The following is a 15028-nucleotide window of genomic DNA, read 5'->3' as shown; positions in this document are numbered from 1 at the left end:
CACCTTCTTTTTAGTTTTTTAATTAAATCATCACCTTCGGTGCTACGAGCTCACCTTTAACCTCTTCAATTTCATATACATTTATAATTTTTCTAAGCTGCATCATCGCTTGTTCTATCCCTAAATTAGAGTATTCCTCTATTGTTATCCTTAAATCCGAATATCCATCAATTTCAACTTCTGTCATTACTAGTCCTTTTATTTTAAATTCTTTTCTCCTTAAAGTGTTTGTAACTCTTACTAATGCGTCTATACCATGTTCCACCTTTGCACTTATAGTTTTATACATTACAACTCCCCCTTTTACTCGCAAATAAAAAATCTTCCATCACTATAAACATAATTAGTTATGTTTATAGGGACGAAAGATTCGTGGTACCACCCTAGTTCATAATTTACTTTTGTAAATTACCTTATTATTCTTATAGCTCAGGAGTGATTATTACATATCCTTAAAACATCAACTCTCAGCAAACGTTGACTCTCTGTGGTTTTAAATGTGATATCTTTATCTCCTTCATAGCTTTATTTTATTATTTTATTTTTTAATATATTCCTGTAAAATTAAATTGTTAAAGCTAAAATTTATTGTATTTACATTTAGACTTACCTAAGAAAACTTTTTCTTAAAAATAAAAAGTTTTCATCCCTATAAACACATATATATATGTTTATAGGGACGAAAACTTTCGTGGTACCACCCTAGTTCATAATTCAAATCAATGAATTACCTTATTATCAGCTCCAAGAAATCTAATTCAAAATCACTAAATCTCTTTAAAACCTAGCCTTATAACGGTGGCATCCGTCCATGTTTACTTTATTTCAACTAAGAAGCTCTAGAGTGATATATTTATTCCCACTATAACACCAATTCTCAATAATTATTGGCTCTCTGTAGTTATGCTTTGGAATTTTTTTCTCCATCATCGCTTTATACATTTTATTTTAAATCTAATCTTAATACATATAATATTCTAAATTTACACAATTGTCAAACAATTTCGTATATTTTTATAAAATTCTTTTTTTCTTATTATTACCTTTAAAACAAACAGCCAGTTAATATGATTTGATATCACTTCAACTGGTTATTTTGGCGTGTTTATTATTTATTATTTTTAATTGGAAAATAAACTTCAGGTGTTTTATCATTAATAATTTTAAATTCATATCCATTATCTTTATAAAACTTTATTACTCTAGGTAATGCCTTACATGTGTTCTTATGCATATAGTCACAATGCATAAGCAGTATTATAGGATGATCCCTAACTGTAGTTTTAGTTGCTTCTCTATACAATTTGTCAGGAGGAGTATTACAATTAACTCCATCTGACATAACAGCATTCCAGTCATATACTTTAAAATTATACCCATGAAGTTCTTCTAAAAAAGCTTTAGTTAAATGTTTGCTACTACCCGAAGGAAATCTTATTATTGTTGGTTTAACTCCTATAATAGAACTAATTTCATCCTGAGATTTAAGCATCTCAGCTATAAACCCTCTTTTACTTGAATATATTTTCTTATATGTGTGGGTGTAGGTATGCAGACCTATACTATTACCTTGCGTATATATTCTTTTTACCATATCCTCATAACCTTTTATTTGATTTCCTATAAGAAAAAAAGTAGCATTTACACCATTTTCTTTAAGTATATCTAGAACCTTATCTGTCATAACACTTGGTCCATCATCAAATGTTAAATATATTACTTTTTCATCATTTTTACTTAGTGTAGAATAAGCCATTGCTGTTTGGCTCCCTAAGAAACAAGATAAAAGTAAAAAAATTGTAAACATAGTTAAACTTTTTCTCTTCATATTATATCCTCCATAAATATAGTTAATCTTAAATATATATATACATTCCTAAGTTATTGTTACCTAATCTAGGCTAGATTAATCTATATCTAAACATTAAAAATTATTTTTCAAATAACAAAAGAACAGTTCAATACTGTCCTTTTCTCATTTCATTATTTCTAATGTGAGGTATCTACTGCAACTTTGAATCCGGCTTCAGTAACTGGTACAGCTGTATCATAAGATACTGTATTAACCACTTTCTGCTCAGTTGATATTTTTTTGACTTGTGGCACAGTTAAAGTAATAATCTTTCCAGTTGAGTCTAAATCAACTGCTGTAGGCACTACTTTTATTGCAACTCCAGTTCCAATTGTCTGATTTACAACAAAAGCCGAAACTTCTGGTTTTACAACTAAAGGATTATTAAATGTTAATGTTATTGTGCCATTAACAGCTTTTATTTCACCAATTTGAAGATATACCACCCGTGCTGCTATTTTATCATTTTCATTATTTATACGAGATTGTAAATCATCCTTAGTTAATACATCTGTTAGCGACCCAACTGCAACCTGGGCTATTGCTCCCAATGCATTGGCACCAGTTATCTGAGGTTGCGAGTATATTGGTGCTAATTCATATGCTCGTACCGTTTCATTTGCATTTACATTTGAAATAATTTCATTTTTATCTCCAGTAGCAAAGTTAATTTGTTTAGTAGCATTCTTATAAACTACAGCTGGTATGCAGCTACCATCCACCACTAGTCCAGTTATATTATTAATCCAGTTTCCACCAAATTCCTTAACATAAACTACTCTACCTACCTGTATTTCGTTAGTTATTTCTGCAAGATTTACTGGACTATTAGCATAATTCAAGTCAAAAGCTTTACTTCCTATAACAACAGTACCATCTGCCATTGCTGCATAAGCTGACAACGATGTCGCTCCAGCTATTATTAACGCAGCAAATAATGAATTTATAATTTTTTTGTTCATATATTCAACCCCCATTTACTTTATTTAAATTTGATATTATTAAACTTTCCTAAAATCCGCCAACATCGATAGCGCTTTAGTTCTATTTCTCTATACCAAACATATCGATAATATATGGAGCTTTACTGTTTCTGTTTTGGTCTATTTCATAAGAAATAACAGACAATTTATTTGCATCTACAGTTACACTTTCAAAATTTTGTATATTACTGCGTTCTGGTCTGCTTAGATCAACTGCGGCTGCCCCATAAATAGCTGCATGATTTTCATCTGCTTTATCAAATAGTCCATAAAATTTAGGATCATAACCATTTGCATTAGGGTCTGAAACGATTGACTTATTTTTGTAATAAACCTTTGGACCTGCTGTTCCTGGAATTAAATAAACAGGTGCACCAGGATTTTGTTCATAATTAACATTATGACCTTGAAAACTTTCTGTTTTTAAAGTTTCTGTTACTGCTGTACTATCTGCTTTTATCGGCTTACTTCTAGCATAAATATGGTCGTGACCCTGAAGAACTAAATCAACTCCTAATTTTGCAAATATAGGTGCGAGTGTTTTTCTTGCACCGCCAGAACCTGCTAAATCAATATCAGTAGCATGATTTGATGTACTATAAGGTCCTTTATGCATATTCACAATAACCCATTTTGAACCAGCTGCTTTTGCATCAGTAATATCCTTTTTCAACCAAGCAATTTGAGCTGGAGTGAGGTTATTGTTCCCTATTGAAAGCCCATTTTCTGCTGTTTCATTGCAATTAAGCATTACAAAATGTGCATTTGAGTAATTATAAGAATAATAAACACCAGTACTTATGTCAGATCCCGCCGCAGGAGTCAGGTCAAAATGGTCTGTAAAAGAACCTTTATATTCATCGTGATTTCCTGCAATAGGAGCTATGGTTGTATTGAGAAATTTTTGTCCTATATTATTAAATAACCAGTCCCATTCATATTCTACGTTTCCCTTATCAACAAGATCGCCACTGATTTGTATAAACTTTGAATCTGGAACAGTATCAAGAGCTTTTTTAAATGTACTAGCTGCAAGAAGCCCTTCACCATATTCCTTAGCCTGTGGGTCTGCAATATCTATGTACGAAAAAGCTCCACTTATTGAAGCTGTTTGGAATGTACCTGCACTCCAAAGACCTAGTGAAGCATCACCAACACGGTAGAAGTAAGTTGTGTTCGCCTTTAACCCAGTGGCCTCTGCTTTATGCAAATACTCTAGTTTTGAAGTTGTTGTGCCAGTTGGTGTAGCCACATCTGTTTTATTACTTGGAATTGCACAACTTCCTACAATATTAATAGCCTTAGTAAAATTAGGAAGTGGATTATTTGAAGTTTGTTCAACTACTTGCAAATCACTAGCAATTGATTTTCTCGAAGTATACCAAGTAAATCCTTTCTCTGTAGTTGAATCTTTTAAAAATGTTACCATCACCTTAGTAATATTTCCTATTGGAGCCGCTTGATCAACAGTTGCTACTCCATTGATTGCTGCAAAAGCGACCGTATTTACTCCATTACCCAAACCAAAACTAACACCAATTGAAACAAATAGACTTAAAACTTTTTTATCAAAAAATTTCATCCTTACCCCCCTAAATTTTTTCTTTTTTATCTACAATTATAAGAATAACTGTTTAAAGTTAATAACTCATAAATGTTAGGTTAAGTTTATGTAAATAATGGGAGATAGTTTAAATTAAAATACTTTTTTATTAGAAACAAGATAGTGTATAATATCTTGTAAGATTCAAAATAATATATACTTTAAATAAAAATAGGTGGTGTTAATAAATGAAACCTGTATTAATGTTTATAACTGACTGGTGTCCATACTGCAAACAAGCACATTCTATTATTACAGACTTAAAGAATACTAATCCAGAATATGCAAACATTGAAGTTAAAATAATTGATGAAGAACTTCAACCAGAAATAGCTAAACAATACGATTACTATTATGTTCCTACATTTTATGTAGATGGGGTTAAGATACATGAAGGCGTGCCCTCTAAAGATATTATTCGTAAAGTTTTCGACGAAGCTTGCAAGTAAAAGCACTTGCAAATTAGTAAGTAGTTATATGTTATTAGTAGCCAGAGGTTGGTAACGTAGTTACCTATTTCTGTTTGCTAATAGTATTAACAAATATTCTTAAACTATCAATATTTATTTCTCCAAATACTGATTTATCATTTCTTACTGCAGTTCCAAAATGATACGCAGGTGCCTTTGTTTTCTCTATAATATCTTTAATATTTCGAGCATTTAAGCCGCCCCCAACTATCACATTAATATGTTTTGATTTCTCTACCATATTTTTGATAACTGGAATATTTTTAAGTATATTCCCTTTTCCACCTGATGTAAGAACGTTTTTAATTTGGCCATAATTTGCTAAAACCTCTATACCTTTAACCGGGTCTAACAGCTCATCGATAGCCCTATGAAAGGTTACATCAATGCCATCACATGCTTTTAAAAGCTTCTCTAAAGAAGGTGCACATATCTCATTCTTTCTATTCAAAACCCCAAATACTACACCATTTACCTTTAATTCTTTTGCAATTATAATATCTTCTACCATAAGCTCAATTTCCTCATCTGTATATACAAACGATTTTCCGTGTGGTCTTATCATAACATTTACTGGTATCTTAACACTTTGAACTGCTCTTTTTATGAGAGAATAGCTGGGCGTCAAACCTCCTTCGGATAATGCACTAATAAGCTCTATTCTATCAGCCCCACTTTCTTCAATTCTTTTTACATCCTCTATTGTCGCTGCGATAATTTCAATCATTTTTAAGTCTCCTTCGTGAAAATATACTCTATATTATATCTATTTGTTATTTTACCATATATAATATATTCTATATCAATAGTAATATATAATTGAGTTAATATTTCTATAAACGACACTTCATTAAAGGGAGAGATTTTATTGATTACATATATTAATAATAAAGTACATGAATTCAATGACTTAGAAAAAGCATTTTCTGAAGATCCAGATACAAAAGAAGTGTTTTGGCTTAATATTAGTAACCCAACTGCTAATGATTTTAAATTTCTGAAAAACAAATTTAATTTCCACCATCTCACTATTGAAGACTGTATGCATAAAGCTAAAAGGTCTAAAATAAACGATTATAATGATTATCACTTTTTAATCATTTCCACAACAGATAATAATGTTAGCAATGCCTTTTCTTATAACAATATATATATATACATTAGTTTGAATTATATTATAACAATACATTATGGTGAAAATAGATCCATAAAAAAGATTATGAATGACATAAACAATGGACTCGCTATTGTATCTAATGGAAGTGATTTTGTTTTATATAATATACTTGATGATGCAATAGACCAATTGTTTGTTGTAACCGATAAAGTAGAAGAGAAAATCAATATTTTAGAAGAAGAATCCATGAACAACCCTGTTCAAGATACACTTAACAATATTATGAAAATTAAAAAAACTGTAATTAAGCTTAGGCGAGTCGTTTCTCCACTACGAGAGGTTTTAAACACTCTCCTTCGCCATGATGATATTATAACTGAAAAATATAGAGTATATTTCACTGATATATATGACCATGCACTTAGAATATATGATTTAATTGAATCTGACCATGAAATGGTTACATCTTGCCTTGAGCTTTATTCTTCCCAACTATCAAATTCCATGAATAAAGTTATGAAAGTCTTAACAATAATTACTACTATTATGATGCCACTTACAATAATCACAGGGATTTATGGAATGAATTTTCAAGATATGCCCGAGTTACATTACAAATACGGCTATTTTATTACTATATTTATAATGTTTTTCATTTCTTTTTGTGAAATTATATATTTCAATAAGAAAAAATGGTTATAATAGAAAATTGGTACAAGCAATAAAAAATAAATTTATTGTTTGTACCAATTTTACCACTTAACTTCTTTATTAAGATTTTTCTTCTTTTCCACCGTCAATGCAATAACAATTGAAACTACCGTTCCGCCCCAAACTGTTCCACATCCAATTATCATCATTACTATAGCACTTGTTGACATAAATCTCCCTCCAATTATCTATTTATAGAGTCCTCTTCATTTACATCATTATTTGTTAATAAACTTTTCACTTCTTGTGATTTTGAAGTCCATTTTTTTCTATACAGTACAATTGATGCCCCTATCATTATGAGTACCGTTCCCCAACCAAAAACAATACTTGAAACTATTTCAACTTTGCTTTTACTAAATAATTCAGTAATTAAATTGAATATATTTGTTACCACAACCGCTCCAAGTAATAATGGTGTAAAATATTTCAATAAATAATCCCACCATATTCCAACCTTGAAGTCTGAATATGCATTTGCTTCCTGCCTAAGTTTACTAGTTCCATAAAAATAACTAATTAAAATAACTTCTACGAGTCCAAGTCCTGCTATTACAATGTTTCCTACATAAGCATCAACTATATCTAATATATAGTTGAATCCTGCATAACTTGCAAAACATGCACTGCCACAAAAACCAACTATAGAAATAATTGAGACAAGCTTTTCGCGAGAAATATCAAATTTATCTAAAGCTGCAGTTGTAAATGATTCTAGCATTGAAATACTAGATGATAAACCTGCAATAAATAGACAAAAGAAAAATAAGAAACCTAATAACCCTTGGACCACTATATTGGTTGACATTGTTGAAATAGCAATTGGGAATGCCATAAATGCGACACCTGCACCTGTACCAAATGATGTGAATTTTACACCCATACTATTTACTAAATGACCTAATGTTGAGAATACTAAAACCCCTGCAATAAGATCAAAACTTGCATTAGCTAAAACTGTTATAATCGCACTGTTTACGATATCTGCTTTTTCATTTAAATATGAACCATATGCGATCATAACACCTACAGCTAAGGTTGTTGAGAAAAACACTTGAGCATAAGCCGAAACCCAGATACTAGGATTTAATATTTTTGAGAAATCTGGTTTGAAGAGTGCTTCGAGTCCTATTGCTGCACCATCTAAATTTATTGCATTAATCATAAATATAATCATTAAGACCATTAACATAGGTGTAAAAAACATCGACATTTTTTCTATTCCGCCAGAAATCCCTTTTTTAACAATCAGCCAGTTGCAAATCCAGACTACAATAACCGCTATTAAAATATAAATACTAATACCAGCACCCAAATCTAATGCATTTTTCGCACTTCCTGTGACCATGCCCATTATAGGTCCTGGATTTGACAGCCAGTTAATAATACCAAATGCATGTCCTAACGAAAAAAACATAAAGACAACAGCCACAGCAATAATAGTAGAGTAATACGTCATAACAATAATTGGTACCATTACTTGAATCCACCCAATGATTTCTAATTTCTTTTTTAATTTTGCAAATGCCTTTACTGATCCTCCACGGATTTTCCTACCATAAGCGTACTCCATAATCATTAATGGTATAGCGCAAGTTATAAGTGCTATAAAATATGGCAAAAGGAATGCTCCTCCTCCATTTTTATAAGCTTGGAATGGGAATCTCCATAAATTTCCTAAACCAATTGCAGCTCCAGCTGCTGCAAAAATAAATCCTTTCCTGCTTTTCCAATTTTCTCTCACTGAGCACCTCCTCATTCGTAATATAATAATCTTCCTTTATAAGTTAATTCAATCATTCATCCTTTTGAATTAACCTCTCATACTTTTCATTTCTCCTTTGTATATATAGTGTAGCACAAGAGGCTATCTAATATAGAAAATAATTTCTAATATGAGACAGCCCCTAATTATCTATATTAAAATTCACTTTCCTCTACCTTTTCAATAAACTCAACCTCTTCTAATTCATCTAAAGCATCCTGAGTGGCAATATCATCTACAACTTTGGCATAAAGAATTACGCCTTTGTTTATATCTTCATCCCACTCAAAATCAGTCATCACGCTATTAATACCTAAATATTCGCCCATAGTACTTGCACTAATATTCGAGCCCCTATATGTATCAAGACCCTCCTGCGTAATTATAATTTCATAAGTCTTATCATTAACTGACATTTTTTTTGCCTCCTTAAATATATTTTTACATCTTTAATATAATGTTCTACAGAAATCTAAAAATATACCTACAGCTTTTATTGTAAGTAAAAAAGAGCCCATTTCTGAGCTCTTCTTCAAATAATATTTCCTAAGCAATATTTCTAAACCACACTAATTCTAGGTTTTAAGCTCCCATGAACATTTTTATATCATCATCTGCATTACTTATTCCAGCAATTCCAAAATTATCAACCAATACTTTTACTACAGCTGGTGATAAAAATGCTGGAAGTGTTGGTCCTAAATGAATATTTTTAACCCCTAAATGTAATAGTGCAAGTAGTACTATTACTGCTTTTTGCTCGTACCATGCAATATTATAAGAAATAGGAAGTTCGTTTATATCATCTAATTCAAATACTTCTTTTAGTTTAAGTGCTATTACTACTAATGAGTATGAGTCATTACATTGACCTGCATCTAATACTCTTGGGATTCCACCAATATCACCTAAATTCAATTTATTATATTTATATTTTGCACATCCAGCTGTAAGTATAACTGCATCTTTTGGTAACTTCTGGGCAAACTCGGTATAATAATCTCGACTCTTCATTCTTCCATCACAGCCCGCCATTACGAAAAATCTCTTTATTGCTCCAGATTTAACAGCGTCTACGATCTTATCTGCAAGAGCGATTACTTGATTATGAGCAAACCCTCCTACTATTTCACCTTTTTCAATTTCTTTAGGTGCAGAGCATTTTTTAGCTTGCTTAATTATTGCAGAAAAATCTTTTGCTTTTCCATTTATTCCATCTTCTATATGCTTAACTCCCGGAAAACCTGTTACTCCAGTAGTATATATTCTATCTTTATAAGAAGCCTTTGGAGTTACAATACAATTCGTAGTCATAAGTATTGGTCCATTAAAGCTTTCAAATTCCTGGTTCTGTTTCCACCATGCATTTCCGTAATTTCCAACTAAGTGCTTGTATTTTTTAAATGCAGGGTAGTAATTTGCAGGAAGCATTTCACTATGAGTATAAATATCTATTCCAGTTCCTTCAGTTTGTTTAAGTAACTCTTCCATATCTTTTAAATCATGTCCACTAATTAATATACCAGGTTTAGTTTTAACTCCTATATTAACTTTTGTTATTTCAGGGTTTCCGTAACTAGTGGTGTTAGCCTTATCAAGTAACGCCATTGCATCCACACCATATTTACCACATTCTAGTACTAAAGCCACAAGTTCATCAACACTTAAATTATCATTCAAGGTTGAAGCTAACCCCTTTTGAGTGAATGCGTGAAGCCCATCGTCGTTGTATCCAAGATTGTCTGCATGTTTAGCATATGCAGCAATACCCTTAAGTCCGTAAATGAGTAATTCTCTTAAAGATCTTACATCCTCATTTTCCGTTGAAAGTACACCTACTTTACCTGCTTTTTCATCAAATTCTTTTAAATCATTAGAAAACCAAACCGCTGCATCAGGTAAGTTTAATTCCTCTTCCGTTCCAAATCCAAATAGATTAAATATCTTTTTAAGCCAGCTAGCATTTTCGCCTTTATCACTTAACTTAACACCGGCTTTAAGAATCTGATTTTTCATTTCTTCTCTTAAACTTAAACCTTCTCTAATTCTTTTAATAAATATATTTCTATCAAAATTTGCATTTGTTATAGTTGCAAATAAACTCTCCATTATAAAATTATCAACTTTTTTGTTAACTATACCATTCTCTCTAGCACGTACACTGTATATTGATATTCCTTTTGATATATAAATTAGTAAATCCTGAGCCTTTGCGAGGTTCTCAGTCTTACCACAAACTCCCTTTACCGTACATCCGGTGCAATTAGCTGCTTCTTGACATTGATAACAAAACATAGACATATAATTCGACCTCCAACTTTTTCTTTTGCAAACACTATTTGTGCTTGCTTCATGAGGTTATTATACTGCCTTATAACACCGCTGTCGGTAACATATGTTACTAAATTAATTTTTTACTATATGAACTTAACTGTGTTTTTGTTTCCTCCAATTGCCTCTCTACAACACTTGCTTCGTCGATATGATTTACTATAGCATCAGATGTGATTTTTAATATTTTATCAACATCTATTATTTCTTTGCTCATATTTTCAATGTGTTGTTTTTGATTTGTTAAAATATCTATTACACCTTTTACTTCTTGTTCCACTTTCGCTACAGAAAATAGACTACCCTCTATTTTTTCCACAGCATTATCAGAAGCTTGAACTCCCTTAGCAATAACCTCATTAGATTTACCCGAATTATTTAGAACTATCTTTGTTTCATTCTCAATGCTTCCTATTAAGTCTGAAATATCCTTAGTGCTTTGTTTCGTCATTTCAGCCAGTTTTTTTATCTCACCTGCCACTACTGCAAAACCTTTTCCCTGCTCTCCAGCTCTTGCTGCTTCAATTGCTGCATTTAAAGCTAAGAGATTCGTTTGGCTTGCAATGCTGGTTATTAACTTAACAACCTCATTAACTTGGCTAAATTTTCTAGCCAATTCATTTATACTATCAGTAGTAGTCTTATTCTCTTTTTCTAAAGATTTTATTATTGTTACCATTTCTTCAATAGCCACTTTGCCCGCGTAAGATTTCTTAACTGTATCCTCCGTAATCTCAATAAGTTTATCACCTTCTAAGTGTAAGCTATCTGTTAATGCATTAGTATTTTTTGTTAAGTTAGAAATCTCATTCATATGTACTTTTACTTTATCCGCAAGTTCGCCCAAAACATTATGATCACTATCTACAATATGGTGTTGCTTTACAGTTTCCGATAACAACTTACTCATATCCTTAATAAAGCTTGTAGTTTCATTATGAAACTGAACTTCCTTTTGGACTATTTCATCTGAAGGCTCACTAAGTCTACCTTCTATTACAACAGACTCTCTGTTTTTAAATAATTTCATTTCTTTTCCCCCAATTTTATATAATTAAATACTTTTAAAAATTTTTAATACATAAGTTTATTTTTATTTATATAATATCTATTTTCATGATTAATATCCCGTAACTAATCTTCACAATTATATTATCGTATAAACATGATAAAAAGATAGGTTTTTTCACAAAAAATTATTTAATAAACTCATTTTGGAAATCACAGGCCATCATAGGTTTTCCTATTAGATACCCTTGAATATACTGACATCCAAGTTCTTTTAATGTAAGGAATTCCGTTTCTGTTTCAATTCCTTCTGCAATAACTTTAATATCTAAACTATCTGCAACCGCTAATATAGATTTAATTATAGCTATATTTTTAGAGTTATTGTCTAAATTTATTATAAGTGATCTATCTATTTTTATTGTATCAATAGGAAGTTTGCTTAACCAACTAAGAGATGAATAGCCTGTGCCAAAATCATCCATTGAAATTTTTATTCCTTTGGATTTTAACTCAAAAAGGACTTTTATTATTAAATCAATGTCCTCCATAGCCTCATCCTCAGTAATTTCAAGATTTAAATACTTAGGATCTAATGATTGATTACGACATATATTCATTACTAATTGAACGAAATTTGCTTGTATTAATTGTTTATATGAGGTATTTACGGATATACTAAAATACTTTGAGCCTGAATTTTGCCATTTTTTACACTGAGCGCAAGCATTATGCAACATCCAATTATCGATTTCTACCATTTTACCTATTTTCTTTGCTATTGGAATAAATTCTATAGGTTGAATAACTTTATCTCCACATTTCCACCTTATAAGAGATTCTGCACTTAATACTTCCATTAATTTTAAATCTATAATAGGTTGATAGTACGTTATAAATTCATTCCTCTCAATAGCACTTTTTAAGTTTTTTTCCATTTCTAACATGCGCCTATTATTATAATTCATGATGTTGTTATATAGACGATACCCACATCCTCCACTGTTTTTAACTTCATACATAGCTAAGTCAGCATTTCTTATTAAAGTATCCACATCATTTCCGTGCTGTGGAAATAAACTAATACCAACGCTTGCACCAATATATAGTGACTCGTCATTATATATATAAGCGCCACTTAATGTTTTTACAATTTTTTCTGCAATTTCTGTTGCACCTGCTGTTGAAATTAAATTCCTTATAATTACAATGAATTCATCCCCACCGATTCTACTTACTATATCCTTTGATTTTGCGATATTATTCTCCAGTCTCTCTGCCACCTTTGCAAGAACTATATCTCCTACCTGATGACCAAAACTTTCATTTATAGCCTTGAATTTATCTAAAGTTATAAAGAAGACCGCTAAATTTTCATTTTTATTTTTAAGCAAATCTCTAATGTTCTCTAGCAATTTCTTTCTATTTGTAAGCCCTGTAAGAGCATCATAATTTGCAAGTGATACAATGGTTTCATCCGATTTTTTTAGTCTTTGGAACATATCGTTAAATTTAGATCCAAGTTCAGAGATTTCATCGTTTCCTTTTAAGATTATGCTTGGAAATACATCATAATAATTATGTACATTCTCTACTACTTCGTTTATAATTTTAATTTTTCTCACAACAAATACATGTATTAATATAAAAATACTCAAAGAAAATATTATTAAAGCAGCAAACACAATTAAAAAGTAGAAATCCATTGTATTTTGTGCCTTTTTAAAAATATTTCTTTCTGATGTAATCTTCACGAAAAAAGAAGGTTTTGAAAATATATCGTTAATTAAGCCATAACCAATAATAAATTTTTCATTACTTACTTTAACAAATTCATTTTTTCTTATAAAATCATCTCTTTTTATAAAACCGTTGTTTAAAATTAAGCCTTTATCATAATACGCCATTTCTGTTTTAAGTCCAGTATTTCGGTTAAGCGTATCCATTTCCTCTTTATCATAATATTTCGCGAAAATCAAAAAACCAGGGCTATGTCCTAAACCGCCACCTTTTGTAATTCTTTGTGCAGATATTAAAATTGGGTATTTACCATATAACAAAGTTCCTTTAACGTTTTTTATATTATTATTACTTAATAGTTTAGAAATATTTGAGGTTATATTTTTAGCAAAAGCCAACGTAAACATTTCCTTTGTGTCCTCTTTCGTATTTTTTTTATAAACTATGTTCCCCTGATTATCAGTGATGAAAATAAAGTTTATTTTTGCCCCAGCCATAGAAGTTGTATCGTCAAAATTATCTTCTATATACTTATTATTTCTGTTATTCATATAATTATAAGTTTCATCCCATCTTGCATAATCTAAATTTACATCATTTATATTATTCAGATCATTTTGAATATAATTAAGGACAACATTAGTATCCTTAAAAGCTTTATCAATTTCCATATCAGTGAAGCTCTTTAGTAAAAATGATTTTGAAATTAGATAAAGAAAACAAATTAAAATTAAACTTACTAATAATACTATTCTAAATAATTTCGCTGAAAGTTTCATATTTATCACCCATTCCATAGTTATTGCCTATTAACATAGTTTTAATCTTTTCTCCGCACGTCATTACATATTACATGTAATAACTTAAAACCTTTTATAATTGTTATATCGGTTATATAAGACAAAACTTTATGTATTACGCCCACATGTGACTTTAATAACCTCAATATTATTTATTGCGCGGTTTTAATACTTAAAATCATTTAAAATAATTCTAATTACTTGTGGTAATAATAATAAATATATATTATATTTTACTAGGAGATGATAAAATTGAAGGCAAATGAACTTTTAAATTATAAAAACTGGGTTGTGGTTGGGGATGTGTTAAATCCTTCAAAATATGCTTATAAAATATTACTTTCTTTAAAAACAGATGGATTTAATGTGGTCGGTGTAAATCCATCTATTGAAAATGAAGTCTGTTATAACAATCTAAGCGATGTACCCTACAATGTAGAAGTATTAGATTTATGTATTACTCCCTACAAAGGCATTAAAATTCTTAATGAAGCTCACAAGTTAAAAATAAATAAAGTACTCATTCAACCAGGGGCTGGGAGTTCTGAAATACTTGAGTTTTGCAAAACAAATGGAATACAAGCCATAGAAGGATGTGCACTAGTAGAATTATCAAAAAATAAAGTTAATTAGCCAATAAAGGAAGTG

14 protein-coding genes and 1 other annotated feature are annotated in these 15028 nt (G+C 30.5%); of the genes, 3 read left to right on the top strand and 11 right to left on the bottom strand.

Annotation, left to right across the window (positions count from 1 at the left end):
• Positions 1 to 22 precede the first annotated feature (22 nt).
• From LL038_RS24585 to LL038_RS24570, 4 genes are all read right to left on the bottom strand, one after another.
• Entirely contained in the window at positions 23 to 289 is a 267-nt protein-coding gene (locus LL038_RS24585; RefSeq protein ID WP_216123903.1) for an ACT domain-containing protein, read from the bottom strand.
• A gap of 383 nt (positions 290 to 672) precedes the next feature.
• Positions 673 to 939: a binding site (T-box leader), on the bottom strand.
• Between the two features lie 169 nt (positions 940 to 1108).
• Positions 1109 to 1828, bottom strand: a complete 720-nt coding sequence (locus LL038_RS24580) for a polysaccharide deacetylase family protein (RefSeq protein WP_216123906.1) — start codon at positions 1826 to 1828, stop codon at positions 1109 to 1111.
• A gap of 161 nt (positions 1829 to 1989) precedes the next feature.
• Complete coding sequence (locus LL038_RS24575; RefSeq protein WP_216123907.1) at positions 1990 to 2814, bottom strand: hypothetical protein; 825 nt, start codon at positions 2812 to 2814, stop codon at positions 1990 to 1992.
• A gap of 82 nt (positions 2815 to 2896) precedes the next feature.
• The gene (locus LL038_RS24570) at positions 2897 to 4417 is read right to left on the bottom strand and encodes a purple acid phosphatase family protein (RefSeq protein WP_216123909.1); all 1521 of its coding nucleotides are present in this window, start codon (positions 4415 to 4417) and stop codon (positions 2897 to 2899) included.
• 209 nt (positions 4418 to 4626) lie between these two features.
• Here LL038_RS24570 and LL038_RS24565 point away from each other — a divergent pair, with 209 nt between their 5' ends.
• A complete protein-coding gene (locus LL038_RS24565) occupies positions 4627 to 4887 on the top strand; it encodes a thioredoxin family protein (protein ID WP_216108803.1) in 261 nt (86 codons plus the stop codon).
• Positions 4888 to 4951: 64 nt separating this feature from the next.
• Here LL038_RS24565 and LL038_RS24560 read toward each other — a convergent pair whose 3' ends face one another.
• A complete protein-coding gene (locus LL038_RS24560; RefSeq protein WP_216123911.1) occupies positions 4952 to 5635 on the bottom strand; it encodes a copper homeostasis protein CutC in 684 nt (227 codons plus the stop codon).
• Positions 5636 to 5776: 141 nt separating this feature from the next.
• On the opposite strand from LL038_RS24560, the gene corA reads away from it, so the two are divergent.
• Positions 5777 to 6727 carry a magnesium/cobalt transporter CorA gene (corA, locus tag LL038_RS24555; protein WP_216123912.1) on the top strand — a complete coding sequence of 317 codons (951 nt, stop codon included), beginning with the start codon at positions 5777 to 5779 and terminating at the stop codon, positions 6725 to 6727.
• 50 nt (positions 6728 to 6777) lie between these two features.
• On the opposite strand, the gene LL038_RS24550 is transcribed toward corA, so the two are convergent.
• The 6 genes from LL038_RS24550 to LL038_RS24525 form a co-directional block, all read right to left on the bottom strand.
• On the bottom strand, positions 6778 to 6906 hold the full coding sequence (locus tag LL038_RS24550; protein ID WP_216123913.1) for a methionine/alanine import family NSS transporter small subunit: 129 nt from the start codon (positions 6904 to 6906) through the stop codon (positions 6778 to 6780).
• Between the two features lie 14 nt (positions 6907 to 6920).
• On the bottom strand, positions 6921 to 8480 hold the full coding sequence (locus LL038_RS24545; RefSeq protein ID WP_216123914.1) for a sodium-dependent transporter: 1560 nt from the start codon (positions 8478 to 8480) through the stop codon (positions 6921 to 6923).
• Between the two features lie 176 nt (positions 8481 to 8656).
• A complete protein-coding gene (locus tag LL038_RS24540; RefSeq protein ID WP_216123915.1) occupies positions 8657 to 8917 on the bottom strand; it encodes a hypothetical protein in 261 nt (86 codons plus the stop codon).
• Positions 8918 to 9083: 166 nt separating this feature from the next.
• Positions 9084 to 10802 carry a hydroxylamine reductase gene (gene hcp, locus LL038_RS24535; RefSeq protein WP_216123916.1) on the bottom strand — a complete coding sequence of 573 codons (1719 nt, stop codon included), beginning with the start codon at positions 10800 to 10802 and terminating at the stop codon, positions 9084 to 9086.
• Between the two features lie 100 nt (positions 10803 to 10902).
• The gene (locus LL038_RS24530; protein ID WP_216123917.1) at positions 10903 to 11862 is read right to left on the bottom strand and encodes a methyl-accepting chemotaxis protein; all 960 of its coding nucleotides are present in this window, start codon (positions 11860 to 11862) and stop codon (positions 10903 to 10905) included.
• A 166-nt stretch (positions 11863 to 12028) separates the two neighbouring features.
• Complete coding sequence (locus LL038_RS24525) at positions 12029 to 14359, bottom strand: EAL domain-containing protein (RefSeq protein WP_253200273.1); 2331 nt, start codon at positions 14357 to 14359, stop codon at positions 12029 to 12031.
• Between the two features lie 273 nt (positions 14360 to 14632).
• Here LL038_RS24525 and LL038_RS24520 point away from each other — a divergent pair, with 273 nt between their 5' ends.
• A complete protein-coding gene (locus LL038_RS24520; RefSeq protein WP_216123918.1) occupies positions 14633 to 15013 on the top strand; it encodes a CoA-binding protein in 381 nt (126 codons plus the stop codon).
• The last annotated feature ends 15 nt before the right edge of the window (positions 15014 to 15028 follow it).

Source organism: Clostridium estertheticum (genome assembly GCF_026650985.1).
GTDB lineage: Bacteria > Bacillota > Clostridia > Clostridiales > Clostridiaceae > Clostridium_AD > Clostridium_AD estertheticum_C.
Note: the sequence above shows the minus strand (reverse complement) of the source record. Positions and strands in the feature narration are given on the sequence as shown.